Raw genomic sequence first — 26,198 nt, 5'->3', positions numbered from 1 at the left:
GTGCCGCCGAGTTGGGAGCGCTCTCACCTTCGGGTTCGGCCGCGGCTATCCTGAGCCGCAGCAACGAGGGGGGCCAGAAGTGACCGAGACAGCAGCGCGTCCCACGCTGGAGGCCGTGGCCGCGCGCGCCGGGGTGTCGCGGGCCACCGTGTCCCGGGTGGTCAACGGCGGGGACGGGGTGCGCGAACCCCTCGTCGAGCGGGTCCGGCAGGCCGTGGAGGAGCTGGGATACGTCCCCAACCAGGCGGCCCGGAGCCTGGTGACGAAGCGGCACGACGCCATCGCCGTGGTCATCGCCGAACCGGAGGCCCGGGTCTTCGCCGACCCCTTCTTCGCCATGCAACTCCGGGGCATCAGCAAGGAGTTGACGTCCCACGACTCCCAACTCGTGCTGCTCCTCACGGAAGGCCGCGACGACCACGCCCGCGTCGGCCGCTATCTCGCCGGCGGCCACGTCGACGGCGCGCTCGCCTTCTCCCTGCACCTCGACGACCCGCTGCCCGGACTGATCCAACGCGCCGGCGTCCCCACGGTGTTCGGCGGCCGGCCCTCCTGGAGCGAGGGGACACGCGGCCTGGGCCCCACGGTGTACGTCGACTGCGACAACCGGGGCGGCGCCCGCGAGGCCGTCCGGCATCTCGTAGGACTCGGCCGCACCCGGATCGCGCACATCACCGGCGCGCTCGACCAGACGTCCGCGGTGGACCGGCTCGACGGCTTCCGGGACGTCATGGTCGACGCCGACCCCCGGCTGATCGTCGAGAGCGACTTCACCCCGGGGGGCGGCGAGCGCGCGATGCGCGAACTCCTCGACCGCTGCCCCGACGTGGACGCCGTGTTCGCCGCCAACGACCTCACCGCCTACGGCGCCCTCAAGGTGCTGCGCGAGGAGGGGCTGCGGGTGCCCGAGGACGTGGCCGTGATCGGCTTCGACGACATGCTCCCGATCGCCGAACAGACCGAACCGCCCCTCACGACGGTCCGTCAGGACATAGAGGAGATGGGCCGGTTGATGGCCCGCCTGCTGCTGCGCGGCCTCGACCGCCGGACCTCCCGCGAGGGCGTCGGAGGCGCGCCGTCCAGCGTGATCCTGCCGACCACACTGGTCCACCGCGCCTCCGCGTAGATCTGCCCCCGGACACAGGGACCGCGTCAGCCCTGCGGCGGCTCGCTCTTGATGATCGCGAAGCGGGCGCCGTGCGGGTCGGTGAGCTGCGCCATGCGGCCGACGCCCTCCATGCTCGCGGCGGGCACGGTGACCTTGCCGCCCGTCTCCAGCGCCTTGGCCACGGTGGCGTCCACGTCGGCGACCTCGAAGTAGGCCAGCCAGTAGGCCCTGGCGGCCGCTCCGGTCGGATCGAGGTCGAGCGGGACGACACCGCCGAACATCGCGTCCTCACCGGTGCCGGACGGGTTGAGACAGGTGTACTCACCGCCCGGCATGGGCGCGGCAGAGGTCTCCAGACCGAGTGAGGCGTGGTAGAAAGCGGCCGCCGCCGCGACGTCCGGTGTGTACAACTCGACCCAGGTCAGCGAACCGGGCTTCCCCGCGACGTCGACCCCCTTGGTCAGGCCCGGCTGCCAGACGCCGAACGCGGCGCCCGCCGGGTCGGCGAGGACCGCCATGTGTCCCTGGCCCATCACGTCCATGGGCTGGAACAGCACCGTGCCGTGCGCCTGTTCCACCGCCTTGGCCGTGGCCTCCGCGTCCGGGCTCTGGAAGTACACGGTCCAGGCGGAGGAGTCGTGCTCCGGGGGCAGTGGCATGCCGCCGGCGACGGTCTTTCCGTCCAGTTGGAAGAAGCCGTAGCCGCCGGCCTCGGGTCCCGCCGACTGGAACCGCCAGCCGAAGAGACCGCCGTAGAAGGAGATGGCGCCGTCGATGTCGGGTGAGCCGACATCCAGCCAGTTGGGAGCGCCGTTGACGAAACGGGTGGTGAGCATTGTTGCCCTCCTCATTGAAGGGTCCCGTTCTCTGCAGTGCCGAGTCTGGCACCGCCCACTGACAATCGCTGCCGGAGCGCCGTGGTGAGTCGGTCCGGGCGCCTTGTTCACCCTCGGTGACCGAGGAAGTTCTCCGTGTTTTCCTGTGGTTCCGCGCGCCGCCGTGCGCCCTCGCGGACGCGGCGCCACCATCGGGGTGGCCGGAGGCCTCGCAGCGCGGCGTTGATCCCGCGTTGATCGAACGTTTTTCGCCGCACGGCACGCTTCTGGGCATGCACATCGACACGATCACCTCGCCCGACCTGGACTGGCAGCAGGAGGCGTTGTGCGCGCAGACCGGGGCGGACTTCTTCTTCCCCGAGCCCGGCAGCTCCGTCCGGGAGGCGAAGCGCATCTGCGGCATGTGCCCGATCCGCTCCGCCTGCCTGGAGTTCGCCCTCGACAACGACGAGCGCTTCGGTGTCTGGGGCGGTCTCTCGGAGAAGGAGCGCCTGGAGATCAGACGGGGCTCGCACTGACCGGGGCGTTCATCGGTGCTGTTCGCGCGGGTGAGGGCGGTTAGGATCCGGGGGCGCACCCGGGCGTAGCGCAGAGGCAGGCGCACGTCTTGCTCAGACGAACTACGTCGGTTCGAATCCGATCCCCGGGCTGCGTTCGGGGCCCTGTAGAGCAGAGGCAGACTCGCCGCCTTCTCATGGCGGATACGCCGGTTCGAATCCGGCCGGGGCCCCACTCCAGGGCACGGCCGGGGCGGGGAACGATGACTGACGAGGGCGGGATCACCGAGGCGGAACTCGCGGCCTTCCACCAGGCGGTGGGCAGGCTGCGGGAGTTGCCCGTCGACGATCCGGTGCGCCTGCGGGCGGAACAGGTCGCCGCGTCCTTCGCCCGGGACGGACGGCTCAGGCGCCGCAAGGCCCGTAGCGCCGACCTGTCCGCGGCCGACGCGGCGGTGATGACCGCGACGGCGACCGGCGCGGTGGACCGCCGCGAGGACGCTCCGCTGAGCCCGACGGCCGAACCGGCTCGTCGTGACGCCGGAAGTGTCTACCGCAAGCCGCGCGGTTGCTATGTCTGCAAGTCGCCCTATCGACAGGTGGATTCCTTCTACCACCGGCTGTGTCCCGAGTGCGCGGCGGACAACTCCGCGCGCCGCGCGCTGAGTACGGACCTGAGCGGGCGCCGGGCGCTGCTCACCGGCGGCCGGGTGAAGATCGGGTTCCAGTTGGCGCTGATGATGCTGCGGGACGGTGCCGAGGTGCTGGTCACCTCGCGGTTCCCGCACGACACCGTGCGCCGGTTCCGCGCGCAGGCCGGCAGCGAGAAGTGGCTGGACCGGCTGACCGTACTCGCCGTCGACCTCCGCGATCCGCGCCAAGTCCTCGGCCTGTGCGAGGAGTTGCGGCAGGCGGGCGAACCACTGGACATCCTCGTCAACAACGCCGCGCAGACCGTACGGCGCCCTCCGCAGTCGTACGCGCTGCTGGCCGCGGGCGAGCGGGACGCACTGCCCGAGGGGGCACGGCAGGCGCCGGGGTTCACCCCGATGCGGATGCTCGCGGGCGGGGCCTCGGCGCTGCCCGTCGTGCTGCGCGAGGCCGACGAGGCCGGTCTGCTGCCCGACCCGTCCCCGGAGAACTCCTGGTCCGCGCGGCTCGGCGCCCTCGACCCGGCCGAGGTCCTGGAGACCCAGCTCGTCAACGCACTGGCCCCCGCCCTGCTGTGCGACCGGCTGCTGCCCCTGCTGCTCGCCTCGCCGCGGCCGCGCAGGTACGTCGTCAACGTCACCGCCGTGGAGGGCCGGTTCGCCGTCCGCAACAAGACGGCCGGGCACCCCCACACCAACATGGCCAAGGCCGCGCTCAACATGCTCACCCGCACCAGCGCCGCCGAACTCGCCGACCGGGGCGTCCACATGTGCGCCGTCGACACGGGCTGGATCACGGACGAGAACCCCGCGCCCAAGAAGGGCCGCATGGCCGAGGCCGGCTTCCGCACCCCGCTGGACGTCGTGGACGGCGCGGCCCGCGTCTACGACCCCATCGTGCGCGGCGAGTTCGGGGATCCGGTGTCCGGGGTGTTCCTCAAGGACTACCAGGAGGCGGCGTGGTGAGCGGGGACGGGGACGGGAAGGCTGTTTCGGCGGCGGTCGGCTTCGCCGGAGTGCGGTCCGTCGTGCCCCGGCCGGTCGCCGAACTCGGGCCGCTGCTCGACTGGTTGCGGGCGGGACGGCCGGCCGGCGAGAGGCTGGACTTCACCGTGGGCACGGCGCTGCCGGACGGACGGCTCGATCTGTGCAAGCAGGAGCTGGGGGCGGAGGGCGCCGCGCTGATCGCCGAGGTCCTGGGCCAAGGCCCTTCGCCCGTACGGCACTTGCTGCTCGGCACGGACGGACTCGGTGACGAGGGCGCCGAGGCCGTGGCCGGTGGGAGCGGTGACGTCGAGACGCTCTACCTCGGCTGCAACGGGATCACGGCCGGTGGCGCCTGCCGGATCGCCGACCGGTTGCGCGCTTCGCCGCAGGTCGTCACCGGCGTATGGCTCAAGCGCAACCCGCTGGGCAGTGGCGGCGGGCGGGCGGCGGCCGAACTCATCGACTCCGCACGGTCGTTGCGCACACTCGACCTCGTGCAGACCGGGCTCGACCCGGCGGGCGCGACCGTCCTCGCCGACGCGCTGCTCGCCGCCGCCGGCAACGGGCGCCGGATCGAGCGCCTCTTCGTCGGCGGCAATCCGCTCGGCGCGGACGGCGCCGTGCCCCTCGCCGTCGTCGTCGCGGCGGGCGCGATCGACGAACTCTACGTCTCCGCTGCCCGGTTGGGCGACGCGGGCGCCCTCCGGCTGGCCGACGCCCTGGAGCGGGCGCCGTACGGGCGGCTCACGCGACTGTCCGTCGCCAGCAACGGCCTCGGTCCGCGGGGCACGGCGCGGCTGGTGACGGCGGCCACCGCGGCCGGAGTCCGTGTGCTGGACCTCGGCCGGGTCCGGGCGGCGGCCGTCCTCGGGGCGGCCGACAACCACGTCGATCTGTCCGCAGCCGACACCATCGCGCAAGCCCTTGTGGGCGCCGAGCACCGCCTCACCCATCTCGTCCTGTCCCACACCGGGATGCGCAGCCGTGAGGCCCATCGCCTCCTCGACACGGCACCGCGGGCGATCACCCCCACCCGCTTCGTCCTGGGCCAGGGGATCGCCGCCAGCATCAAGCGCCGCCTGGAGTCCCTCACTGCCCATCTCCCCGCGCCACCGCTCGCTCCCGATGTGGCCGCCGTACGCAGCGTGCACCGCACGGCACGGCCGGGGCAGGCCGGGCACGGGGTCAGCGACGCGCCAACCCCGTGAACACGTCCGTCCAGAACCGCTGTTGCTGCTCCGAGGCCCCCACCAGATAGGTCGCCCGGAGCTTCGCCGGCAGCAGGGCCACCATGCGGGCCACCACCGCGCGATGCTTCTTGAGCTGTGACAACTCCGCGTTCGCGAGGATCTGGTGGACCACGTCGCTGTCGTCGCCGCCCTCGTCGGTGTGCTCGGCCGCGCGGCGCAGCCGGGCCTCCCAGCGGTCCGCGTCACGGGCCAGCTCGCGCAGGCCGGTGACCGGGCGGCCCTTGAAGCGGTCGATCAGCGCGGTGAGCGGCACGGGCGCGTACTCGCCGTCGCCGAGATAGACCGTCGCCATCTCCAGCGGCAGCCCGCGCCGGTGCAGCTTGATGAGCCGCTCCAGGGTGCGCTTGGTGATCCAGGCGCGGCCGTCGTCGTCGATGTCGTGCTTCCACCACTCCAGCACGGTCTCCGCGTCCGGGCCGTAGCGCGCCAGCAACCACTCGTTGGCGGGGATGTCCTGCGGCTCCACCGTCAGCGAGGCGGTGAACCGCGTCGCCTGGGCGATGTTGTTCCGCGAGACCAGGAGCTTGCGGCCCAGATGGTACGGCGGGTTCTGGACGGCGATCTGCGCCCGCAGGTTCTCGATCCGCCGTCCGGCGAGCGACCACTCCTGGGTGATCTCCATGAGCTTGGCGAACGCGGCCTTGTCCTTGGGCCGGTTGTACTCGTCCCACACGATCGCCTTGGGGGCGGACCCGATGAAGTTCGCGGCCAGCAGGTTGTCCAGGGTGCCGTCCGCCGCCGGGATCGGCGCGCACAGGTCCTCGACGTTCGTCACCGGGAGCGAGAAGTACAGCGGCTCCCGGCCCAGCCCCGCGCGGACCGTCTCCCGGACCAGCTCCGTCTTGCCGCAGCCGGGCGGCCCTTGGAGCAGCACCGTCCAGCGGTTGCGCAGCGCGGCCCGCACCACCTGCCGTACCGGGTCGGGGATCGTGGCCGGGTTGGGCACACCGAGGGCCTCGGCCACGCGGTCCAGGATCTCCGCCGTGCGGTTCTGCCCGGGCCTGCCGTCGGGGCCCGGCTCGGCAAGGCGCAGCCGCTCGCCGTCGATCAGGGGCAGGCCCCAGCGGAGCGGGAAGCCCTCCTTCGCGTTGGCCAGGACATGGTCCAGCGTGCGCGGGGACAGCAGCTCGCGCAGCGCGGGGGAGAGCGACGCCCATACGGCGAACACCGGACGGAGGTCCCACGGACGGTACTTGGCGGCCAGGTGCCGGCGCCAGGACGTGTCGTTCGCCGTGATCCGCATCGTGACCATGCGGTCGAGCAGCGCGAGATCGCCGCGCCGGGCCGAGGTCTCGGACAGCGACTCGTTGTCGGTGAGGAAGACACCGACGCAGCCCAGCGCCCGCAGATCGTGCTCCCCGAGCGTCCAGTTGCAGGCGATCTGCATCAGTTGCGACTGGATCGTGTCGCCCGCCTGCAGCGAGTCGTCGATGAGCAGCACGAACGGCGTGCCCGGCTTCAACTGGCTCATCACGAGCTGGCGCAGCACGAGTTCACCGGTGTGCGGGTCCCGCACCGGTGCGTTGACCAGCAGGTCGTCCGGCGTCAGATTCGCCGCCGGGACGTACACCAGCGCGGTCCCAGGGTGGGCGCGGTCGAGGTGGGAGAAGAACGTCGCCGTCTTGCCGATGCCGTGCTCGCCGAAGATCTGCCCGGTCTGCCCCAGGTCGATCATCGCGTCGATGAAGGACTCCAGCCGCGACACCTCGCGCCCGCCTTGAGTGGCCGTCGAATGCCCTGTGTCCGTGCTCATCTACCGGGATCCTGTCGTGACGCGATGGCAGTCCATCGCCGGGGTGTGCGTCTCGGGCCACTCGCTGCCGCCCTCGGTGATCAGCCAGATCCATCGGTCCGGCTCGGCGGGAGTGATCGGCGGTGCGTACCCGTCGGTGAGGACCACGACCGCGTCCGGGGTGACGTCCAGCCGACGGCCGTTCACCTGTGTGCGTCCCTCCACGTAGTCCGCGACCGCCTGGAAGCTGGTGCCGCCACCGCCGTGGACCCGCTCGCCGGGGGCGAAGGGCATGACGACGGCGTCGAAGGACAGCCAGTGCGCCTCCACGCCGTCGATCCGGCCGACGAGTTCGGTGAGCCAGGTGATCACCTGGTGCGGCATCGAGCCCGAGGTGTCGTAGGCGATGACCAGGACCTTGTCGCGGACCGGGCCGCGCCGCGAGAGCATCGGGTCCTGGCCGAGGGCGGCGAGCAGTGCGCCGCGTTTCTTCGGGTACACCAGCCGCTCGCCGTCGCGCAGCTTCGAGCCGAGGACGTCGACGAGCCAGCGCTGCCACCAGTGGACCGTACGCGTGCGTGCCGTCTCGCCGCGCAGGACGCCCGCGCCCAGGTTCCCCCAGATCCGGGCGGCCCGCGCGGAACCGTCTTCCGTACGGCCCATCAGATCGAGCAACTCCCGCTCCGCGCCCGCGTGTCCGCGCCGGGCCGCCAGCAGGGAGTTGAGCAGCGCGGACGAGGCCACCGCGTCCACGGTCTCCTGGTCGGCCGGTACCCAGCCGTCCACCAGGTGCACGCACAGCCGCCGCTCCGGGACCGGAGGACGCCGCATCCGCTTCAGCTCGCCGTAGACCTTCATGTCGGTCGCGACGAACTCCTCGTACGGCACCGGCTCCAGGCCGTGCGCGGTGAGGTCCTCGCGGTACAGCCCGTGGATCTCGCGGGGGTCGATGCCTGACGGCCGGCCGCCCAGCAAAGGGAGCTCGGGGCGGCCGAGGCGGACCAGGGCGACATGGTTGATGGAGACCTCGGCGGCCAGTTCGAAGACCGGGTCGTCGCGCAGCTCGGGGTCGGCGAACAGATGGCGCTGCACCAGGTGCCGGGCCTCGTGGAACAGCACGAACTTCACGCCGTCCAGGCCGAGTCGGACGAAAAAGTCCGGGTTGAAGAGCAGCAGGCAGGAGCCGTCCCCGGAGGCCACCACGGCCGCCGTGTCCACCGCCGTGGTCGGGATCTGGTGGTGGCACTTCGCGTACAGCCAGGACGCCACCGCCGACTCGGTCAGCCCGAAGTCCAGCAGCGCGGCCTCCTTCAGCCGCCGCGCCTCGGCGACCGCCACCGGGTCCGCCGGCCGGTACCGCTCCAGCGCCCTGCGGTCGGCCAGATCGACCACAGGGGTACGCCGGCCCCGCTCCCCGTACGCCATCCCACGCCCCCCGCGCCGTGCTTCCCCCAGTGCCTCATTGGTACCAGGCCCCACTGACAACGGGCCAAGGCATTACGCTCCGGTCCCAAGGGCGGGGCCGTAGCGCAGAGGCAGGCGCATCGGTCTCCAGAACCGGAACACGCTGGTTCGAATCCAGCCGCCCCGCCCCCTCAGGCGATCGCGCCCGCCGTCACCATCAGCTCCACCGCGTTCCCGCGGAAGGTGTCGACGAGCTGGGCCAGTACCGCCCAGGCGTCCTCGCGGTCGCCCAAGTGGTCGTGCACGAGCGGGCGCAGCGCGTCCTCGGCGTCGCCCACGCGCGCGGGGAACATCAGCCGCCCCATGGACAGCACCTTCAGGACGTGTGACGCGGGACCCCAGGCGGTCGCGTAGTCGGCGGGGCCGTCCAGCACGCCGGCCTCCTCCACGCGGTGGGTGAACTTGCGGTGCGTGCCGAACCGCGCGCGTAGTCCGGGTGGGCAGTCGGGCCGTATCGACAGTGCCCAGCGGGCGTAGCCGGGCAGAGGGCGGTCCCGGTCCGCCTCGGTGACCGCCTGCCAGTCGCCGCGCTCCACCACCATGGACGCGGCCGTCCGCGCGGCCCGCATGGAGGTGCCCTCGCGCAGGGCACCGACCAGGCCGAAGCGGGTGAAGTTCTCGGGAACCGGCGGATCGTCCTCCCGTCGCACGCTCCTGGCGACGGTCAACGGCCCCTTGGGCGCGGGCCCGAACGGCACGCCCCGCGCGATGGCGCGCCGCATCGCGTTGTCGGCGGAGACGTGCCGCCAGACCCACTCGTTCCGTTCCGGATCGTCCTCCTCCAGGACCCACAGCAGCACGGAGGCCGGGACGGCCGTCCTCGTCCAGGACCAGAGGTGTGTGCTGCCGTGGATCTCGGGAGGTGCCTCGCCCGTCGGTTCCGGCAGGCCGATCCGCCGCCGTATCCGCTCGGCGTCTGTGGTGTCGATCAGGCCCAGCAGAAAGCCGACGGCCGCCCCTGACGGGCTGTTCTCACGCATGGCGGCATGATGCCGCAGCCGGGTGGGCCCTGGCACCGGAGAATCGGTCGGCGGGCGCTCAGGCGCTCGCGCGGGCCGCCATCCGGGCCTTGCGGGTCGCGAGCTTCTCGTCGAACTTGGAGGCCTCGGAGTCCAGGCCGCCCATGTAGAGGCCGATCTCCTCCTGTGCCTGAAGTCCCTCGGGGCCGAGACCGTCGATGTCCATGACCTTCAGGAAGCGCAGCACGGGCTGGATCACGTCGTCGTGGTGGATGCGCAGGTTGTACACCTCGCCGATGGCCATCTGCGCGGCGAAGCGCTCGAAGCCGGGCATGCCGTGACCGGGCATCCGGAAGTTGACGAGGACGTCCCGCACGGCCTGCATGGTGAGGTCGGGGGCCAGCTCGAAGGCGGCCTTCAGGAGGTTGCGGTAGAAGACCATGTGGAGGTTCTCGTCGGTCGCGATACGGGCCAGCATGCGGTCGCAGACCGGGTCGCCGGACTGGTGGCCGGTGTTGCGGTGCGACACGCGCGTGGCCAGCTCCTGGAAGGCGACGTACGCGACGGAGTGCAGCATCGAGTGCCGGTTGTCCGACTCGAAGCCCTCGCTCATGTGCTGCATGCGGAACGCTTCGAGCTTGTCCGGGTCGACCGCGCGGGAGGCGAGCAGATAGTCGCGCATCACGATGCCGTGCCGGCCCTCCTCCGCCGTCCAGCGGTGCACCCAGGTGCCCCAGGCGCCGTCGCGGCCGAAGAGGGAGGCGATCTCGTGGTGGTAGCTGGGGAGGTTGTCCTCGGTGAGGAGGTTCACCACGAGGGCGATCCGGCCGATCTCGGTGACCTTGGACTGCTCCTTGCCCCAGGCCTCGCCGTCCTCGAAGAAGCCGGGGAAGTTACGGGCGTCGCTCCACGGCACGTACTCGTGCGGCATCCAGTCCTTGGTGACCTTCAGGTGCCGGTTGAGTTCCTGCTCGACGACTTCCTCCAGCGCGTACAACAGCTTGGCGTCGGTCCAGACTGCGGGGCTGCCGAGGTGCGGGGAAGTGATCGTCACGGGGACTCCAGGGGGACGCGGTACAAAACTGAACAAACCGGCGAGCGGGGCCGGAAGCTGCGGAACTTACGGAATCGTAGGCTACGAAACCGTAGGTTACGAGACCGTAGGTTAAGGGCGCTGTAAAAGATCGCTGTTCAGGCCGCGTTCCGGGGAAAACCCCCACAGCCCCAGGGCCGCAGGTCCCGGCGCCGAACGGGTGAGGCGATCACCCGTTCAGGCGTACAGATCCCGGAGCCTGACCGAGAGGCACGTCACACATCCTTCGAGCTTCTCGAACTCGCTGATGTCCACCACGACCGGCTCGTGGCCGAGATCGCTCAGCAGGTCGGCCGTCCTGGGCGCGCTCGCCGCCATCAGCAGCTTGTCGCCGCCGAGCAGCACCACATGCGCGCCGGCCTCCTCGGGCACCGACAGGAAACGCGGGAACAGCGACGGCCGGTCCACCTTCGGGATGTGCCCGAGCACCGTCCCGTCGGGCAGCGCGGTGACCGCCGACTTCAGATGCAGCACCCTGCTCACGGGCACGCTGACCACGCGCGCCCCGAGCGGCTCGAACACGGCCCGCAGCTGCTGCACCCCGGCCGCGTTCGTCCGACCGCCCCGGCCGACGTAGATCGTGTCGTCGACCTTGAGCACGTCACCGCCCTCCAGGGTGCCCGGCTCCCAGACCCAGTTCACCGAGCAGCCGAGCCGGGCCACCGCCTCCTCGACCCCGCCGGTCTCCTCGCGCCGGGAGTCGGCGCCGGGCCGGGTGATCAGCGCCACGTTCTTGTACACGACCACCGCGTCCTCGACGAACACGGAGTCGGGGCAGTCGTCGGCCGCGTCCACCTCGATCGTCTCCCAGCCGTGCGTCCGCAGCGTCTGCGCGTACGCCTCCCACTGCTCGACGGCTTGCTCGACATCGACCTTCTCCCGCTCGATGTGCGTGACCAGCCCTTCGGCCAGGCGCGGGCTGGGGCGGCGGACGAGGGCCTTCTTGCTGGGCACGAGCGGATCTCCGTATCGGCGTGATCGTTTTCGGCGCTGTGTCGCGGCACCGGTTGGCCATCATGCGTCACCCGTCCGCGCCGACAAAACCCCTGGAGTGCGGCTGTGGCCCTCCTGCAACGCGGCGGGCCGCGCTACGCCGGGTCTTCCACCTCCTCCGGCGTGATCGTCCGCAGCTCCCCGTCCAGCAGCAGCCAGCGGGTGATGCCGATCGACTCCAGGAACGGCAGATCGTGACTGGCCACGATCAACGCCCCCTCGTACGACTCCAGCGCCGTGGTCAGTTGCCGCACGCTCGCCATGTCGAGGTTGTTCGTCGGCTCGTCCAGCATCAGCAGCTGCGGGGCGGGCTCCGCCAGCATCAGCGCGGCCAGCGCCGCCCGGAAGCGTTCGCCGCCGGACAGGGTCGCCGCCTTCTGGTCGGCGTGGGCACCCCGGAACAGGAAGCGGGCCAGCCGCGCCCGGACCCGGTTGTTGGTGGCGCCCGGCGCGAACCGTGCCACGTTCTCGGCCACGGTCAGCTCGTCGTCGAGGACGTCGAGCCGCTGCGGCAGGAAACGCAGCGGGACATGCGTGGTCGCCTCGCCCGACAGCGGCGCCAGCTCCCCGGCGATCGTGCGCAGCAGCGTCGTCTTGCCCGCGCCGTTGCGCCCGATCAGCGCGATCCGCTCCGGCCCGCGCAGATCGAGCCCGCCGCCCACCCGCGCGCCGTACGCGAGTTCCAGGTCCAGCAGGGTGAGGACCTGCCGACCCGGCGGTACGGCCGTGTACGGCAGGTCGACGCGGATCTCGTCGTCGTCCCGGACGGCCTCCACCGCCTCGTCGAGGCGCTCCTTCGCCTCGGTGAGCCGCTCCTCGTGCAGGATGCGGTGCTTGCCGGCGGACTCCTGAGCGGCCCGCTTGCGCGCGCCCATCACGATCTTCGGTTCGCGTTTCTGCTCGTACATTTTCTGGCCGTACTTCTTGCGCCGGGCCAACTTGACCTGGGCGTCGGACAGTTCGCGCTTCTGTCGGCGGAAGTCCGCCTCGGCGACGCGCACCATCCGTTCGGCGGCGTCCTGTTCGGTGGCGAGGGCCTCCTCGTAGGCGGAGAAGTTGCCGCCGTACCAGGTGACCTCCCCGGAGTGCAGATCGGCGATGTGGTCGACGAGTTCCAGGAGTTCGCGGTCGTGGCTGACGACGATCATCACCCCCGGCCAGGACGCGACGGCCGAGTAGAGCCGCCTGCGTGCGTACAGGTCGAGGTTGTTCGTCGGCTCGTCGAGGAGCAGGACGTCCGGCCGGGCGAGCAGCAGCGCGGCCAGGCGCAGCAGCACCGACTCGCCGCCCGACACCTCGCCGATGGTGCGGTCCAAGTCGATGTGTCCGAGGCCGAGTTCGCCGAGGGTGGCGAGCGCGCGCTCCTCCACGTCCCAGTCGTCGCCGAGCGTCTCGAAGTGCTCCTCGGCCGTGTCACCGGCCTCGATGGCGTGCAGGGCGGCCCGTCGCGCGGCGATGCCGAGTGCCTCGTCGACACGCAGGGCGGTGTCGAGCGTGACGTTCTGCGGGAGGTACCCGACCTCGCCGGCGACCCGCACCAGGCCGTCGGCCGGGGCGAGTTCACCCGCGATCAGCTTCAACAGGGTTGATTTCCCTGATCCGTTGACACCGACGAGGCCGGTTCTGCCGGCGCCGAAGGCGACATCGAGCTCCTCGAAGACGGGGGTGCCGTCGGACCACGCGAAGGAGAGGGAGGTACAGGTGACGGAGGTATGCATGAGGGCCTCGCGGTTGCTTGACGCGGTCAGGGCGGACGCGCAGCGAGACACCGCGGGCGGGAGACTGGTCCTGGAGGGCACGGGAAAGGCCCTGTTCCGCAAGGACGGCTCGGACGCCGAGGTCGAACACGACGAGAACACACCTCAGGGGTGTGTGACGCGGTGTCTCAGAACCTCAGACGAGCAACGTCCTTCTCCAATCGACGGCAACAGGACCGGGGTAAACGCTACGAACCCCCCTCGGCGGCTGTCAACGCATTAAACGGGAGCCCGCGTCCGACACCACGACGTCGCATTCCTGCCAGCCGGAGCGCACCCGAGGCTGCTTCAGTGGGGCCCATGACGAACCAGAACACCCTCCGTGACCGGGCGCAGGCCTTCCGCGCGCTGCATGTGCCGGGGCGTCCGCTCGTCCTCCCGAACGCCTGGGACGCCGCGAGCGCCCGCATCGTCGAGGACGCGGGCGCGGCGGCCGTCGCGACCACCAGCGCGGGCCTCGCCTGGGCCCTCGGCGTCCCGGACGGCGACCGGCTGGACCGGGGGCGGGCCATGGAAGCGGTCGCGCGGGTCACCGCGACCGTCGCCGTACCGGTGAGCGCCGACATCGAGAGCGGCTTCGCGCCGGACGCGGCGGGCGTCGCCGACACGGTCCGCGCGGTGCTCGCGGCGGGTGCGGTGGGGGTGAACATCGAGGACGCGCTCTACGGGGGTGCGGGCGTCCTGCGCTCCGTCGCCGAGCAGTCCGAGCGCATCGCCGCCGCCCGTGCGGCCGCCGACGCGGAGGGGGTGGCGCTGTTCATCAACGCGCGCACCGACACGTTTCTGCGGGGCGCCGGGGGAGTGGACGCGACCCTGGAGCGGGCCGCCGCCTTCCGGGCCGCGGGCGCGGACGGGATCTTCGTGCCCGGGGCCGTCGACCCGGGAACGGTCAAGGAACTCGCCGACGGGATCGACGCACCGCTCAATGTGCTGGTCGGCCCCGGCGCGCCGCCGGTCGCCGAACTGGCCGCGCTGGGCGTGGCGCGTGTGAGCGCGGGCTCCGGCGTGGCACTGGCCGCGTACGCCGTGGTCCGCCGTGCCGCGCGGGAGCTGCTGGACACGGGAACCTACGACACGCAGCGGGGAGGGCTCGACTACGGGGAGCTGAACTCGCTGCTGGGCCGGGGGAAGTAGCTCAGCAGGCGTCCCGCATCAGCTCGGCGAGGTCGTGGTCCAGGTCGAGCTGGAGGTGTTCGAGACCGGCGGGCACCAGCTCGTCGGTGGCCCGCAGGAAGCGGCGCACCTCGGCCGAGTGGATGTGCACGACGGCGGTGCCCTCGGGGGCGTGGAACTCCAGGACGGTGCGGTCGAAGCCGTAGGGCCGCACCCGGACGTCGCCGTGGCCCTCGGCGCCGTGCAGACCGGCCGCCAGGAGTTCCCGGGCGAAGGTCCAGCAGACCTCGACGCCCTCCAGGGTGGCCGGCGCCGGGAAGGTCATCCGGACGGCGAAAGGGTCCCGCCGGTCGTAGTGCAAGGTGGCGGGAATGCTCGGCATCCGCGGTGCGGCGGCGACGAGACGGGCCTCTACGGGCTGCTCGATGACGATGGACAACGCCTTGCTCCCTTGTGTGACGGCGGTGCGGACTGCGGTGACGGCCTGCCGGACTCCCCGAACGAATTCCGGAACGGACCCCCGAGTGGATGCGTCCGCACTGGAAGAGACGCCGGAACGGGCCGATCCGTGCACATGAATTTCGAGTGACCTGTGTCACCGCCGCCCATATGCCCCCAAGGTGGGCACAGGCCGTCTGGACGGCCCCGGGGGAGTGGACTAGCTTCGCCCGCCATGAGGCGTATGGGGAAGACGCGACGGGTGGGACGTGCATACCGCAGGACGGCGGTATGGGTGATGTGCGGGGCTGCGCTGGCCGTACTGACCGCCGTACCGGCACAGGCGCGGGAGTCGGCGCACCGGGCTCCGCACTGGGAGCTGAAGGACACCGGAGCCGCCGATGTGCGCTTCCGGGGGCTGTCGGCCGTCAGCCGGAACACCGCGTGGTTGGCCGGGACCGCGGGCACCGTGCTGCGCACCACCGACGGCGGGGCGAGTTGGCGGAACGTCTCGCCGCCCGGCGCCGCCGACCTCCAGTTCCGGGACATCGAGGCCTTCGACGCGCACCGCGCGGTGGTGCTGGCGATCGGCGAGGGCGAGGCCTCGCGCGTCTACCGCACCGACGACGGCGGGGCGACCTGGACGGAGTCCTTCCGCAACACCGACGCGAACGCCTTCTACGACTGCATGACCTTCTTCGACAGCCGCCACGGCCTCGCGATGAGTGACCCCGTGAACGGGAAGTTCCGCATCCTGTCGACCGGCGACGGCGGCCGCTCCTGGCAGGTGCTGCCCGACACCGGAATGCCGGCCGCGCTCGACGGCGAGGCGGGCTTCGCCGCGAGCGGACAGTGTCTGGTGAGCTCCGGGCCCAGGGACGTCTGGCTGGCCACCGGCGGGGCCGCACGCGCGCGTGTCCTGCACTCCGCCGACCGGGGCCTCACCTGGACGGCGGCCGACACGCCGATCCCGGCCGGTGACCCTGCGCGCGGAGTGTTCGCGCTCGCCTTCCGCGACCGTACGCACGGCCTCGCCGTCGGCGGCGACTACACCGCGGACCGGCCCTCGCCCCTGGCGGCCGCCGTCACCGGCGACGGCGGCCGCACCTGGCGCCCCGCCACGATCCCGCCGCCCGCCTACCGCTCCGGCGTCACCTGGCTGCCCCGCAGCCGTGCCACCGCCCTCGCGGTCGGCCCCACCGGCACCGACCTGACGACCGACGCCGGCCGCACCTGGAGGACGGTGGACACCGGCTCGTACGACACCGTGGACTGCGCGGCCGACCTCGGCTGCTGGGCGGCGGGGGAGCAGGGGCGCGTGGCGCGGCTGGAGGACTGACGGGGGTGGTTCACCCGTGGCGTCCCGGGTACTCGTCGTGGCGCCGAAACGAGGAGGTGGCCATGCCACGCGGATCCAGCCCCAAGCGGGAACGCCAGTACGAGCACATCAGGGAGAGTGCGCGGGACCGCGGCGAGAGCCCCGAGCGCGCCAAGGAGATCGCCGCGCGGACCGTCAACAAGGAACGCGCCCGCTCCGGTGAGTCCAAGGAAGCGAGCCGCACCTCAGTCCAGGACAAGTCGTCCGGCGAGCGCGGCGGTCAGCGCTCGCACAGTGGCGCGCAGGGCCCGACCTACGACCAGCTCTACGAGGAGGCCAAGCGGCGTAACGTCCACGGCCGTTCGGACATGAACAAGCAGCAGCTCAAGCGCGCTCTGGGCAAGTGAGGCGACCGGGGTCGGCGGGGACCGTGGGGGTCCCCGCCGCTTCACCGTGCCCCGTACGCTCGGCACCACGATGACGACCGTAAGCATTCCCGCGGGCTGGCCCGCGACCGAGGAGCAGGCCCGCGCCGTCCAGGACGAGTTGCGGGAGCGGGTGGTGACCGACGAACCGGGACCGCAGCCAGGGACCGGTCGTGTCACGGGAGTTGATGTCGCCTACGACGACGAGCGGGACGTGGTCGTGGCAGCGGCCGTGGTGCTCGACGCTTCGAGCCTCGCCGTCGTGGCCGAGGCCACGGCCGTAGGCCGGGTCTCCTTCCCGTACGTGCCGGGGCTGCTCGCCTTCCGGGAGATCCCCACGGTGCTGGCCGCGCTGGACGCCCTGCCCTGCCCGCCGGGCCTGGTGGTGTGCGACGGCTACGGCCTCGCCCACCCCCGCCGCTTCGGCCTCGCCAGCCACCTCGGCGTCCTCACCGGACTGCCCACGATCGGCGTCGCCAAGAACCCCTTCACCTTCACCTACGACGACCCGGGCATCCCGCGCGGCTCCGCGTCCCCGCTCCGTGCGGGCGCCGACGAGGTCGGCCGCGCGCTGCGCACCCGTGAGGGCGTGAAACCGGTCTTCGTCTCCGTCGGCCACCGGGTGGGCCTCGACAACGCCTGCGCGCACACCCTCGCGCTGACCCCGGAGTACCGCCTCCCGGAGACGACGCGCAGGGCGGACGCGCTGTGCCGGCGGGCGCTGCGGGAGGCGACCGCCTGAGGACCTGGGGCGCGTCGCGTTCTGAGTACGTGTTCTGAGTACCTGTACGGATGTGGCCGTGCCCCTGCGGTCGGCAGGCTGTGCCGCATGACAACGCACCGTTCCCCGAAGCCCGTTGCCCACCCGAGCCAGCCCCTTGAGCGCGCCGTGATGATCGCACTGGTCCTGTCCGTGGCGGCCGGCCTCGCCTGGATCGGCGCGATGCTCTACACACTGTGGCCGTGAGCCCAACGGGCGTACCGGGGCCGGAAACACACGAGCCCCACACCGCGACAAGCGGTGTGGGGCTCGGACTTGAGCGCCGGGCAGGCCTTGCACCTGCATCTTCCCGCAGGAAGCGGGACGTCTTTCCTTGGACCACCAACGCGCGACCAGACTCCGGGAGTTCCGGCGACCGGCTTCAAGATCCAGCATAGCCCATCCCCGGGGGCGCTTCGAACTCCCCGATCAGCGCGGTCAGTTCGTGACACGGGGACCCGGCCCGCTCACCGGATCGCCGCCACCCGGAACGTGATGCCCGCCGCCCGGAGCCGTTCGATGAGGGCGTCGCCCATCGCGACCGCCGTCGTCACCTGCCCCGCTGTCGGCGGGAGTTCGTCGAGGGCCAGGGAGAGGGCCGCCTCGGCGAACATCTTCGCGGTCTCGTCGTAGCCGGGGTCGCCGCCCGCGACCTCCGTGAAGACCCGGCGTCCGCCGCCCTCGCCCACGAACTTCACGGAGAACCAGCTCTTGGCGCGCTTTTCCGGGTCCGGTCCGTCTCCGGGCCTGAGGCGGTCGGACAACCAGCGCCGGGCGGACGGGAGTTGGGCCGCCGTGAACAGCGCGCCCGCGGCCGTGATGCCGCCGAGTGCGACGGGGAGGTGCCGTACGGCCGCGTAGTGGCGGTAGCGGAAGTCGGGGCCGTAGCGCTCCAGGGCCTTCGCGGAGCGTCGGACGATCTGCGGGTCGATGGTCGGCAGCGGCACCGCCCAGGAGCCGACCTCCCCGGCGAACCGCGGTGCCCCGGCGGGCGCGGTGGCCCGGCGTCCCACCAGGCGCGGCTCATGGTGTCGCCGTTCCCGGGCGGCGGCCAGCATCTGCCGGCCGCGCGCGAACTGGCCGAGCGCCGAGGCGAAGGTACCGCCGGAGAACATCGCGTCGGCGGTCACGAAGCCGTCCACCGTCAGGGGCACTCCCTCCGGCAGGTGCCGCACGGTGAAGTACGCCCCCAGGTCGTGCGGAACCGAGTCGAAGCCCGCGGCGTGCACCAGCCGCGCACCGGTCTCACGCGCGCGTGCCTCGTGGCGGACGTACGTCAGGTCGACGAACTCCGGCTCACCGCAGAGGTCCAGATAGTCCGTGCCGGTGTCCGCGCAGGCGGCGACGAGGCCCTCGCCGTAGGTCACATAGGGGCCGACCGTCGTGGCCACCACGCGCGCGTGCTCGGCGAGTCGGCGCACTGAGGCGGGGTCCGAGACGTCGGCCCGCAGGACACCCACCGACGTGCCGCCGGGCAGCCGCTCGCGCAGCCGCTTCAGTTTCAGCTCGTCCCGGCCGGCGATCGCCCAGCGCAGGCCCTCGGGCGCGTGCGTGGCGAGATACTCCGCGGTGAGCACGCCGACGAAGCCCGTGGCCCCGAAGAGCACGATGTCGTAGGGACGGCCCGTTCTGTTCAGCCTGCTCATGACACTCCTGGATCCCGCAGCCCGCGCCGCTGTCGGTGGCTGAGGCTAGCGTGAAGGGTGCGGAGCCCGACGACGAGCCCGGAGGTACCGTGGCCAAGCGCTTGCTCGCCCCGGTCTTGTCGAGTGGAACACGTTCTTGGCATCATCGGTGTTACATCAGTTGTGTCACAGCTGGGGGCTGGATGACAGCGGCAACGACGCCCGGGCACGGCCCGCTCTCCGGCGTGCGTGTGATCGAGCTGGCCGGGATCGGCCCCGGCCCCTTCGCGGCCATGCTCCTCGCCGACCTCGGCGCCGATGTCGTCCGCGTCGACCGGCCCGGCGGTCCCGGACTCGGAGTCGCCCCCGAGCACGACGTCACCAACCGCAACAAGCGCTCGGTGCTTGTCGACCTGAAGACCCCCGAGGGCCCCGCGCGCGTCCTCGACCTGGTCGAACGCGCCGACATCCTCATCGAGGGCAACCGGCCGGGAGTCACCGAGCGCCTCGGCGTGGGCCCCGAGGCCTGCCACGCCCGCAACCCCCGGCTCGTCTACGGCCGGATGACCGGCTGGGGCCAGGACGGCCCCCTCGCCCAGCGCGCCGGCCACGACATCGCGTACATCGCGCTGACCGGGACCCTCGGCATGATCGGCAGCCCCCAGGAGCCCCCGCCCGCCCCTGCCAACCTCCTCGGCGACTACGCGGGCGGCTCCCTCTACCTCGTCGTCGGCGTCCTCGCCGCCCTGCACCACGCGCGCGCCACCGGCACCGGCCAGGTCGTGGACGCCGCCATCGTCGACGGCACCGCCCACCTCTCCGCGATGATCCACGGCATGCTCGCCGCGGGCGGCTGGCAGGACCGGCGTGCCGCCAACCTCCTCGACGGCGGCTGCCCGTACTACGGCACCTACGAGACCGCCGACGGGAAGCACATGGCGGTGGGCGCCCTGGAGCCCCGGTTCTACGACGAGTTCGTGCGCCTGCTCGGCCTCGCCGACTTCACCGACGCCCGCCGGGACTGGACGCGCTGGGGCGAGCTGCGCGAGGCGGTCGCGGCCCGCTTCCGCGGCCGTACCCGAGACGAGTGGACCGCCGTCTTCGACGGCACGGACGCGTGCGTGGCGCCCGTGCTGTCGCTGCGCGAGGCCCCGCACCACCCGCACCTCGCCGCGCGCGGCACCTTCACCGAGTACGGCGGGATCACCCAGCCCGCCCCCGCGCCCCGGTTCTCGACGACGCCCACCTCGGTGCGCGGCGGGCCCGCCCTGCCCGGCGCGGACACCTCCGACGTGGCCCGGGACTGGGACGTCCCCCGACTTCTCGACGCTGTTGAAAACCCTCGTTGAAAGGCTTGGCAGTGAGCACCGAAGCGTATGTCTACGACGCGATCCGCACCCCGCGCGGGCGCGGCAAGGCGAACGGATCCCTGCACGGCACGAAGCCCATCGACCTGGTCGTCGGACTCATCCACGAGATCCGTGACCGCTTCCCGGACCTCGACCCGGCCGCGATCGACGACATCGTGCTCGGCGTCGTCGGCCCGGTCGGCGACCAGGGCTCCGACATCGCCCGGATCGCCGCCGTCGCCGCCGGACTGCCGGACACGGTGGCCGGCGTACAGGAGAACCGCTTCTGTGCCTCGGGTCTCGAAGCCGTCAACATGGCCGCCGCCAAGGTGCGTTCGGGCTGGGAGGACCTCGTCCTCGCCGGTGGTGTCGAGTCGATGTCCCGGGTGCCGATGGCCTCGGACGGCGGCGCCTGGTTCAACGACCCGATGACGAACCTCGCCACCAATTTCGTGCCGCAGGGCATCGGCGCCGACCTGATCGCCACGATCGAGGGATTCTCCCGGCGCGACGTGGACGAGTACGCGGCGCTCTCGCAGGAGCGGGCGGCCACCGCCTGGAAGGAGGGCCGCTTCGAGCGGTCCGTCGTCCCGGTGCGGGACCGCAGCGGCCTCGTCGTCCTCGACCACGACGAGCATCTGCGTCCCGGCACCACCGCCGACTCCCTCGCCAAGCTGAAGCCGTCCTTCGCGGACATCGGCGAACTGGGCGGCTTCGACGCCGTCGCCCTGCAGAAGTACCACTGGGTGGAGAAGATCGACCACGTCCACCACGCGGGCAACTCCTCCGGCATCGTCGACGGCGCCTCCCTCGCCGCGATCGGCTCCCGCGAGGTCGGCGAGCGCTACGGCCTCACCCCGCGCGCGCGGATCGTCTCCGCCGCCGTCTCCGGCTCCGAGCCGACCATCATGCTCACCGGTCCCGCCCCGGCCACCCGCAAGGCCCTCGCCAAGGCCGGGCTGACCATCGACGACATCGACCTCGTCGAGATCAACGAGGCGTTCGCCGCCGTCGTCCTGCGCTTCGTACGGGACATGGGCCTGTCCCTGGACAAGGTCAACGTCAACGGCGGCGCCATCGCGCTCGGCCACCCGCTCGGCGCCACCGGCGCGATCATCCTCGGCACACTCGTCGACGAACTGGAGCGCCAGGACAAGCGCTACGGCCTCGCCACGCTGTGCGTCGGCGGCGGCATGGGCGTCGCGACGATCGTCGAGCGCGTCTGAAACCCCGGCGGAACCAAGAGACTTCACGGAGACCCTCACCATGACCGAGAGCACCACCATCCGCTGGGAACAGGACGACACCGGCGTCGTCACCCTCGTCCTCGACGACCCGAACCAGTCCGCCAACACCATGAACGCGGCCTTCCGCGACTCCCTCGCGGCGATCACCGACCGCCTGGAGGCCGAGAAGGACTCCATCCGCGGCGTCATCGTCACCTCCGCCAAGAAGACCTTCTTCGCGGGCGGCGACCTGCGCGACCTCATCCGCGTCACCCCGGACACCGCACAGGAACTGCTCGACGGCGGCCTCGCCATCAAGCGGAACCTGCGCCGCATCGAGACCCTCGGCAAGCCCGTCGTCGCCGCGATCAACGGCGCGGCCCTGGGCGGCGGTTACGAACTCGCCCTCGCCTGCCACCACCGGGTCGCCCTCGACGCCCCCGGCTCCAAGATCGGCTGCCCCGAGGTCACCCTCGGCCTGCTCCCCGGCGGCGGCGGAGTCGTCCGTACGGTACGGCTGCTCGGCATCGCCGACGCGCTGCTGAAGGTGCTGCTCCAGGGCACCCAGTACAGCCCGCGACGCGCCCAGGAGAACGGCCTCGTCCACGAAGTGGCCGCCACCCCGGACGAGTTGATCGCCAAGGCCCGCGCCTTCATCGACGCCAACCCGCAGTCGCAGCAGCCCTGGGACAGGCCCGGCTACCGCATCCCGGGCGGCACCCCGGCCAACCCGAAGTTCGCGGCCAACCTGCCCGCCTTCCCGGCCTCCCTGCGCAAGCAGACGGGCGGCGCCCCCTACCCGGCCCCGCGCAACATCCTCGCCGCCGCCGTCGAGGGCGCGCAGGTCGACTTCGAGACCGCTCAGGTCATCGAGGCTCGCTACTTCGTGGAACTGGCGGCGGGCCAGACCTCGAAGAACATGATCCAGGCCTTCTTCTTCGACCTCCAGGCCGTCAACTCCGGCGCCAACCGCCCCCAGGGCATCGCCTCGCGCCCGGTCCGCAAGGTCGCCGTCCTCGGCGCCGGGATGATGGGCGCCGGCATCGCCTACTCGTGCGCCCACGCGGGCATCGACGTCGTCCTCAAGGACGTGACGGAGGAGGCGGCGGCCAAGGGCAGGGCCTACTCCGAGAAGCTCTGCGCGAAGGCCGTCTCCCGCGGTCGTACGAGCCAGGAGAAGGCGGACGCGCTGCTCGCCCGCATCACCGCCACCGCCGACCCGCAGCGACTCGCGGGCTGCGACGCGGTGATCGAGGCCGTCTTCGAGGACACCTCCCTCAAGCACAAGGTGTTCCAGGAGATCCAGCACATCGTCGAACCCGACGCGCTGCTCTGCTCCAACACCTCCACCCTCCCCATCACCGTCCTCGCCGAAGGCGTGGACCGCCAGGCCGACTTCATCGGGCTCCACTTCTTCTCGCCCGTCGACAAGATGCCCCTCGTCGAGATCATCAAGGGCGAGCGCACCGGCGACGAGGCACTGGCCCGCGCCTTCGACCTGGTCCGGCAGATCAAGAAGACACCGATCGTCGTCAACGACTCGCGCGGCTTCTTCACCTCACGGGTGATCGGACAGTTCATCAACGAGGGTGTCGCGATGGTCGGCGAGGGCATCGAGCCCGCGTCGATCGAGCAGGCCGCCGCGCAGGCGGGCTACCCGGCCAAGGTCCTCTCCCTGATGGACGAGTTGACGCTCACGCTCCCGCGCAAGATCCGCAACGAGTCCCGGCGGGCCGTGGAGGAGGCGGGCGGCACCTGGCCCGCCCACCCCGCCGAGGCCGTCATCGACCGCATGGTCGACGAGTTCGGCCGCACCGGCCGCAGCGGTGGCGCGGGCTTCTACGACTACGACGAGGACGGCAAGCGGGCCGGTCTGTGGCCGGGCCTGCGCGAGCACTTCACCCACGGTGGCGCCGGGACTCCCGCCGAGACCCCCTTCACGGACATGCAGGAACGCATGCTGTTCTCCGAGGCGCTCGACACCGTCAAGCTCCTTGAGGAGGGCGTCCTCACGTCCGTCGCGGACGCCAACATCGGGTCGATCTTCGGGATCGGGTTCCCCGGCTGGACCGGCGGCGTCCTCCAGTACATCAACGGCTACGAGGGCGGCCTGCCCGGCTTCGTGGCACGCGCGCGTGCACTCGCGGAGCGCTACGGGGACCGCTTCACGCCGCCCGCGCTGCTGGTGGAGAAGGCCGAGAAGGGCGAGCGGTTCACCGACGCGCGCTGACGCGTGGCCGCACCGATCGACGCGCTGCCCTTGCCCTCCGGGGACGGGGCAGCGTGCCCGACGGATCAGCCCTCCTCCGACCCCGCCGACTCCTTGAGCCACTCGCGGAGTTCCTCGCGCAGTGATCGCTGAAAGGCCGTCAGAAGGGCCTGCACCACCAGGGGTTGCATGTGCGCGGACAGCGACTTCACGTCCTGGGTGGCGCGTTGGGAGACCTCCTCGCGCAGGAGCCGCGACAACTCGTGGGCCGCCGCGCGGGAGTGCTCGATCAGTACGTTCCGCGCGGCGAGGATCGCCCCCTGCGACAGCGGCACGTCGAGCAGTCGTACGCCGAGCCGCAGCAGACCGGCGTCGACGCGGTACGAGGCACCGTCGGGCCGGACCACGTCCATCGCGACGAGCCGCTCCACGTCCTCCTCGTCCAGTGCCCGGCCGGCCCGCCGCTCCAACTCCCGCCGGTCCAGGGTCTCCGTACCGTCCGGCGCCCAGGACGCCACCACCGCCCGGTGGATCGCGAGGTCCTGCGCGCTGAGGTCCGGCGGCAGTTGCCCCAGATAGCGCTCGATCGCGGCCAGTGTCATGCCCTGGTGCTGCAACTCCTCGATCAGCGCCAGCCGTGACAGATGCTCCTGCCCGTAGTGCCCGACCCGCCGCGCCCCGAGCACCGGCGGCGGCAGCAGGCCCTTGGTGCTGTAGAACCGGACCGTGCGGACCGTGGTACCGGCCCGCGCGGCCAGTTCGTCGATCGTGAGCGTGGGCTCCTCGGTGTCGGTCGTCATGCGCAGCAGTATCGCTGTCTCACCAACGCTGTGAAACCACCGAAGGACGTTGTCAGTGGTGCCGTCTACGGTGGGTGGCATGGGGGAGATCAACTATGTCCGGGGTGACGCGACCGTTCCGTCGGTCAAGGGCGTCAAGGTGATCGCGCATGTCTGCAACGACCTGGGGGGCTGGGGAAAGGGCTTCGTGCTGGCCGTGTCGCGCCGCTGGCCGGAGCCGGAGAAGGAGTACCGGGCCTGGCACCGCGGGCGCGCGGCCAACGACTTCGCTCTGGGCGCCGTCCAGCTCGTGCGCGTCGAGCGCCATGTGTGGGTGGCCAACATGATCGGCCAGCGGGGGATACGCACGGGCAGCAAGGGCGTCCCGGTGCGCTACGAGGCGATCGACACGGCGCTGGGCCTGCTGGCCGAGCGTGCGGCGGAGCTGGGCGCGTCCGTGCACATGCCCCGCATAGGGTGCGGCCTCGCGGGCGGCAAGTGGTCACGGGTCGAACCGCTGGTGACCGAGCGGCTGGTACGGCGGGGGATCGCGGTGACCGTGTACGACCACGAGGACTGAGCCGGCGAACCGACCTGCCCCGAACTTGCCCCCGGCTGAAAGGAGTTGCAGAATCTTGCGCAACCACAGGGAGGGTCGTGAACCATGAGCCGTGACATCGACGTCCTCGTCCTCGGCGGCGCCGGCGTGGACACCATCGTCCACGTCCCCGAGCTGCCGCTCCCGTACGCCGACAGCTACATGATCGACCCCGGCATCCGCACCCGCGCCGGCCAGACCGGCGACTTCGTGGCCCTCGGCCTGAGCGCCCTGGGCCTGCGCACCCACCACCTCGACATGCTCGGCGCCGACCCCGAGGGCGACCTGGTCCGCGCCCTGCACCGGGACCGCGCCATCCCGCTCACCGAGGTGCCCGGGCCCGCCGGCACCAAGCGCGCGGTCAACCTCGTCGGCCCGGACGGACGGCGGCTGTCCCTCTACGACTCGACCCGCGGCCACCCCGACGACCGCCTGCCGGAACCCACCGTCCGCGCCCTCGCCACCGCGAGTCGCCACGCCCATGTCTCCATCACCCAGCCCTGCGCCCACGCGCTGCCCACCCTGCGCGAGGCCGGCGCCACGATCTCCACGGATCTGCACAACTGGGACGGCGTGAACCCGTACCAGGCGGAGTTCGCCCACGCGGCGGACATCGTCTTCCTGTCCACCACCGCGCTGACCGGCACTCCCGAGCACACCATGCGCGCCATCGCCGAGCGGGGCCGGGCCCGCCTGGTCGTTGCCACGGCCGGTGCGGAGGGCGCCTATCTGCTGGCCGACGACGAGATGACCCACATCCCCGTCGTCACGCCCCGCAGACCGGTGATCGACTCGAACGGCGCGGGCGACGCCTTCGCCGCCGCCTTCCTCTTCGGCTGGCTGGGCGGAGAGTCCCCGCAGCGCTGTGCCCGCTACGGCGCGGTGGCCGGGGCCTACGCCTGCACGGTGCCGTCGACGGAGATCGACGCGATCGGCCGCGACGAACTCCTCGCGCAGATGGCTGAGTTGGCCGAGTTGGCCGATCTGGTGGATTCGGAGTCCCGCACGGCGTAGGCGGCCCAGGAACCCACA

General features: G+C 71.8%; 24 protein-coding genes and 3 tRNA genes. 17 read left to right on the top strand and 10 right to left on the bottom strand.

Annotation, left to right across the window (positions count from 1 at the left end; translation table 11 throughout):
- Positions 1-79 precede the first annotated feature (79 nt).
- Positions 80-1,126 (top strand): LacI family DNA-binding transcriptional regulator, encoded by a 1,047-nt coding sequence (locus AB0M63_RS37830; RefSeq protein ID WP_355919668.1) that lies wholly within the window; start codon positions 80-82, stop codon positions 1,124-1,126.
- Between the two features lie 26 nt (positions 1,127-1,152).
- Here the strand turns inward: AB0M63_RS37830 and AB0M63_RS37825 are convergent, their stop codons facing one another.
- Positions 1,153-1,944, bottom strand: a complete 792-nt coding sequence (locus tag AB0M63_RS37825) for a VOC family protein (protein ID WP_366022539.1) — start codon at positions 1,942-1,944, stop codon at positions 1,153-1,155.
- 272 nt (positions 1,945-2,216) lie between these two features.
- On the opposite strand from AB0M63_RS37825, the gene AB0M63_RS37820 reads away from it, so the two are divergent.
- From AB0M63_RS37820 to AB0M63_RS37800, 5 genes are all read left to right on the top strand, one after another.
- Positions 2,217-2,462 carry a WhiB family transcriptional regulator gene (locus AB0M63_RS37820; RefSeq protein ID WP_355919662.1) on the top strand — a complete coding sequence of 82 codons (246 nt, stop codon included), beginning with the start codon at positions 2,217-2,219 and terminating at the stop codon, positions 2,460-2,462.
- 58 nt (positions 2,463-2,520) lie between these two features.
- A tRNA-OTHER gene (locus AB0M63_RS37815) sits at positions 2,521-2,593 on the top strand.
- 9 nt (positions 2,594-2,602) lie between these two features.
- Positions 2,603-2,674, top strand: a tRNA-Glu gene (locus AB0M63_RS37810).
- Between the two features lie 30 nt (positions 2,675-2,704).
- Positions 2,705-4,057, top strand: a complete 1,353-nt coding sequence (locus tag AB0M63_RS37805) for an SDR family oxidoreductase (protein WP_366022538.1) — start codon at positions 2,705-2,707, stop codon at positions 4,055-4,057.
- The gene (locus AB0M63_RS37800; protein ID WP_366022537.1) at positions 4,054-5,286 is read left to right on the top strand and encodes a ribonuclease inhibitor; all 1,233 of its coding nucleotides are present in this window, start codon (positions 4,054-4,056) and stop codon (positions 5,284-5,286) included. The genes AB0M63_RS37805 and AB0M63_RS37800 overlap by 4 nt, the downstream gene beginning before the upstream one ends.
- On the opposite strand, the gene AB0M63_RS37795 is transcribed toward AB0M63_RS37800, so the two are convergent.
- Complete coding sequence (locus AB0M63_RS37795) at positions 5,264-7,081, bottom strand: AAA family ATPase (RefSeq protein WP_366022536.1); 1,818 nt, start codon at positions 7,079-7,081, stop codon at positions 5,264-5,266. The two genes, AB0M63_RS37800 and AB0M63_RS37795, sit on opposite strands and share 23 nt — an antisense overlap.
- On the bottom strand, positions 7,082-8,485 hold the full coding sequence (locus AB0M63_RS37790) for a hypothetical protein (RefSeq protein WP_366022535.1): 1,404 nt from the start codon (positions 8,483-8,485) through the stop codon (positions 7,082-7,084). It lies immediately after the preceding gene.
- Between the two features lie 91 nt (positions 8,486-8,576).
- On the opposite strand from AB0M63_RS37790, the gene AB0M63_RS37785 reads away from it, so the two are divergent.
- Positions 8,577-8,652 (top strand) — tRNA-Trp (locus tag AB0M63_RS37785).
- A 3-nt stretch (positions 8,653-8,655) separates the two neighbouring features.
- On the opposite strand, the gene AB0M63_RS37780 is transcribed toward AB0M63_RS37785, so the two are convergent.
- The 4 genes from AB0M63_RS37780 to AB0M63_RS37765 form a co-directional block, all read right to left on the bottom strand.
- Positions 8,656-9,504, bottom strand: a complete 849-nt coding sequence (locus tag AB0M63_RS37780) for a hypothetical protein (protein ID WP_366022534.1) — start codon at positions 9,502-9,504, stop codon at positions 8,656-8,658.
- Positions 9,505-9,562: 58 nt separating this feature from the next.
- Entirely contained in the window at positions 9,563-10,537 is a 975-nt protein-coding gene (locus AB0M63_RS37775; protein WP_355919644.1) for an acyl-ACP desaturase, read from the bottom strand.
- 216 nt (positions 10,538-10,753) lie between these two features.
- Positions 10,754-11,530: a dimethylargininase gene (ddaH, locus tag AB0M63_RS37770; protein ID WP_355919641.1), complete on the bottom strand. Its 777-nt coding sequence runs from the start codon at positions 11,528-11,530 to the stop codon at positions 10,754-10,756.
- Positions 11,531-11,664: 134 nt separating this feature from the next.
- Entirely contained in the window at positions 11,665-13,287 is a 1,623-nt protein-coding gene (locus tag AB0M63_RS37765; protein WP_366022533.1) for an ABC-F family ATP-binding cassette domain-containing protein, read from the bottom strand.
- A 339-nt stretch (positions 13,288-13,626) separates the two neighbouring features.
- On the opposite strand from AB0M63_RS37765, the gene AB0M63_RS37760 reads away from it, so the two are divergent.
- Entirely contained in the window at positions 13,627-14,460 is an 834-nt protein-coding gene (locus tag AB0M63_RS37760) for an isocitrate lyase/phosphoenolpyruvate mutase family protein (RefSeq protein WP_366022532.1), read from the top strand.
- Position 14,461: 1 nt separating this feature from the next.
- Here AB0M63_RS37760 and AB0M63_RS37755 read toward each other — a convergent pair whose 3' ends face one another.
- Positions 14,462-14,878, bottom strand: a complete 417-nt coding sequence (locus tag AB0M63_RS37755) for an SsgA family sporulation/cell division regulator (RefSeq protein ID WP_366022531.1) — start codon at positions 14,876-14,878, stop codon at positions 14,462-14,464.
- A 297-nt stretch (positions 14,879-15,175) separates the two neighbouring features.
- Here AB0M63_RS37755 and AB0M63_RS37750 point away from each other — a divergent pair, with 297 nt between their 5' ends.
- The 4 genes from AB0M63_RS37750 (at position 15,176) to AB0M63_RS37735 (ending at position 17,587) form a co-directional block, all read left to right on the top strand.
- Positions 15,176-16,216: an oxidoreductase gene (locus AB0M63_RS37750; protein WP_366022660.1), complete on the top strand. Its 1,041-nt coding sequence runs from the start codon at positions 15,176-15,178 to the stop codon at positions 16,214-16,216.
- Between the two features lie 62 nt (positions 16,217-16,278).
- A complete protein-coding gene (locus AB0M63_RS37745; RefSeq protein WP_355919630.1) occupies positions 16,279-16,602 on the top strand; it encodes a plasmid stabilization protein in 324 nt (107 codons plus the stop codon).
- Between the two features lie 70 nt (positions 16,603-16,672).
- Complete coding sequence (locus AB0M63_RS37740; RefSeq protein ID WP_366022530.1) at positions 16,673-17,362, top strand: endonuclease V; 690 nt, start codon at positions 16,673-16,675, stop codon at positions 17,360-17,362.
- An 87-nt stretch (positions 17,363-17,449) separates the two neighbouring features.
- Positions 17,450-17,587: a hypothetical protein gene (locus AB0M63_RS37735; protein ID WP_366022529.1), complete on the top strand. Its 138-nt coding sequence runs from the start codon at positions 17,450-17,452 to the stop codon at positions 17,585-17,587.
- Between the two features lie 260 nt (positions 17,588-17,847).
- Here AB0M63_RS37735 and AB0M63_RS37730 read toward each other — a convergent pair whose 3' ends face one another.
- Positions 17,848-19,026 carry a saccharopine dehydrogenase NADP-binding domain-containing protein gene (locus AB0M63_RS37730; RefSeq protein WP_366022528.1) on the bottom strand — a complete coding sequence of 393 codons (1,179 nt, stop codon included), beginning with the start codon at positions 19,024-19,026 and terminating at the stop codon, positions 17,848-17,850.
- 182 nt (positions 19,027-19,208) lie between these two features.
- Between AB0M63_RS37730 and AB0M63_RS37725 the strand changes: the two genes are divergently transcribed.
- The 3 genes from AB0M63_RS37725 to AB0M63_RS37715 are packed head-to-tail and all read left to right on the top strand — an operon-like array spanning position 19,209 to position 23,810.
- Positions 19,209-20,354 (top strand): CaiB/BaiF CoA-transferase family protein, encoded by a 1,146-nt coding sequence (locus AB0M63_RS37725; protein WP_366022527.1) that lies wholly within the window; start codon positions 19,209-19,211, stop codon positions 20,352-20,354.
- Between the two features lie 11 nt (positions 20,355-20,365).
- A complete protein-coding gene (locus AB0M63_RS37720) occupies positions 20,366-21,580 on the top strand; it encodes an acetyl-CoA C-acetyltransferase (RefSeq protein WP_366022526.1) in 1,215 nt (404 codons plus the stop codon).
- A 40-nt stretch (positions 21,581-21,620) separates the two neighbouring features.
- Positions 21,621-23,810: a 3-hydroxyacyl-CoA dehydrogenase NAD-binding domain-containing protein gene (locus tag AB0M63_RS37715; RefSeq protein WP_366022525.1), complete on the top strand. Its 2,190-nt coding sequence runs from the start codon at positions 21,621-21,623 to the stop codon at positions 23,808-23,810.
- Positions 23,811-23,875: 65 nt separating this feature from the next.
- Here AB0M63_RS37715 and AB0M63_RS37710 read toward each other — a convergent pair whose 3' ends face one another.
- Positions 23,876-24,589: a MerR family transcriptional regulator gene (locus tag AB0M63_RS37710; protein WP_355919610.1), complete on the bottom strand. Its 714-nt coding sequence runs from the start codon at positions 24,587-24,589 to the stop codon at positions 23,876-23,878.
- A 79-nt stretch (positions 24,590-24,668) separates the two neighbouring features.
- On the opposite strand from AB0M63_RS37710, the gene AB0M63_RS37705 reads away from it, so the two are divergent.
- Together AB0M63_RS37705 and AB0M63_RS37700 are read left to right on the top strand one after the other, a co-directional pair.
- Entirely contained in the window at positions 24,669-25,148 is a 480-nt protein-coding gene (locus AB0M63_RS37705) for a macro domain-containing protein (protein WP_355919607.1), read from the top strand.
- 84 nt (positions 25,149-25,232) lie between these two features.
- Positions 25,233-26,180, top strand: a complete 948-nt coding sequence (locus AB0M63_RS37700; protein WP_366022524.1) for a PfkB family carbohydrate kinase — start codon at positions 25,233-25,235, stop codon at positions 26,178-26,180.
- The last annotated feature ends 18 nt before the right edge of the window (positions 26,181-26,198 follow it).

This window comes from Streptomyces sp. NPDC051576 (genome assembly GCF_040681835.1).
Classification (GTDB): Bacteria; Actinomycetota; Actinomycetes; order Streptomycetales; family Streptomycetaceae; genus Streptomyces.
The sequence above is the reverse complement of the archived record's forward strand: the minus strand, read 5'-3'. Positions and strand labels throughout refer to the sequence as shown.

Excerpts from the sequence above, each read along its gene's own strand:
- AB0M63_RS37825 (WP_366022539.1), bottom strand. The coding sequence starts at position 1,944 with ATGCTCACCACCCGTTTCGTCAACGGCGCTCCCAACTGGCTGGATGTC.
- AB0M63_RS37820 (WP_355919662.1), top strand. The coding sequence starts at position 2,217 with ATGCACATCGACACGATCACCTCGCCCGACCTGGACTGGCAGCAGGAG.
- AB0M63_RS37805 (WP_366022538.1), top strand. The coding sequence starts at position 2,705 with ATGACTGACGAGGGCGGGATCACCGAGGCGGAACTCGCGGCCTTCCAC.
- AB0M63_RS37795 (WP_366022536.1), bottom strand. The coding sequence starts at position 7,081 with ATGAGCACGGACACAGGGCATTCGACGGCCACTCAAGGCGGGCGCGAG.
- AB0M63_RS37790 (WP_366022535.1), bottom strand. The coding sequence starts at position 8,485 with ATGGCGTACGGGGAGCGGGGCCGGCGTACCCCTGTGGTCGATCTGGCC.
- AB0M63_RS37780 (WP_366022534.1), bottom strand. The coding sequence starts at position 9,504 with ATGCGTGAGAACAGCCCGTCAGGGGCGGCCGTCGGCTTTCTGCTGGGC.
- AB0M63_RS37765 (WP_366022533.1), bottom strand. The coding sequence starts at position 13,287 with ATGCATACCTCCGTCACCTGTACCTCCCTCTCCTTCGCGTGGTCCGAC.
- AB0M63_RS37760 (WP_366022532.1), top strand. The coding sequence starts at position 13,627 with ATGACGAACCAGAACACCCTCCGTGACCGGGCGCAGGCCTTCCGCGCG.
- AB0M63_RS37750 (WP_366022660.1), top strand. The coding sequence starts at position 15,176 with ATGTGCGGGGCTGCGCTGGCCGTACTGACCGCCGTACCGGCACAGGCG.
- AB0M63_RS37745 (WP_355919630.1), top strand. The coding sequence starts at position 16,279 with ATGCCACGCGGATCCAGCCCCAAGCGGGAACGCCAGTACGAGCACATC.
- AB0M63_RS37740 (WP_366022530.1), top strand. The coding sequence starts at position 16,673 with ATGACGACCGTAAGCATTCCCGCGGGCTGGCCCGCGACCGAGGAGCAG.
- AB0M63_RS37735 (WP_366022529.1), top strand. The coding sequence starts at position 17,450 with ATGACAACGCACCGTTCCCCGAAGCCCGTTGCCCACCCGAGCCAGCCC.
- AB0M63_RS37730 (WP_366022528.1), bottom strand. The coding sequence starts at position 19,026 with ATGAGCAGGCTGAACAGAACGGGCCGTCCCTACGACATCGTGCTCTTC.
- AB0M63_RS37725 (WP_366022527.1), top strand. The coding sequence starts at position 19,209 with ATGACAGCGGCAACGACGCCCGGGCACGGCCCGCTCTCCGGCGTGCGT.
- AB0M63_RS37715 (WP_366022525.1), top strand. The coding sequence starts at position 21,621 with ATGACCGAGAGCACCACCATCCGCTGGGAACAGGACGACACCGGCGTC.
- AB0M63_RS37710 (WP_355919610.1), bottom strand. The coding sequence starts at position 24,589 with ATGACGACCGACACCGAGGAGCCCACGCTCACGATCGACGAACTGGCC.
- AB0M63_RS37705 (WP_355919607.1), top strand. The coding sequence starts at position 24,669 with ATGGGGGAGATCAACTATGTCCGGGGTGACGCGACCGTTCCGTCGGTC.
- AB0M63_RS37700 (WP_366022524.1), top strand. The coding sequence starts at position 25,233 with ATGAGCCGTGACATCGACGTCCTCGTCCTCGGCGGCGCCGGCGTGGAC.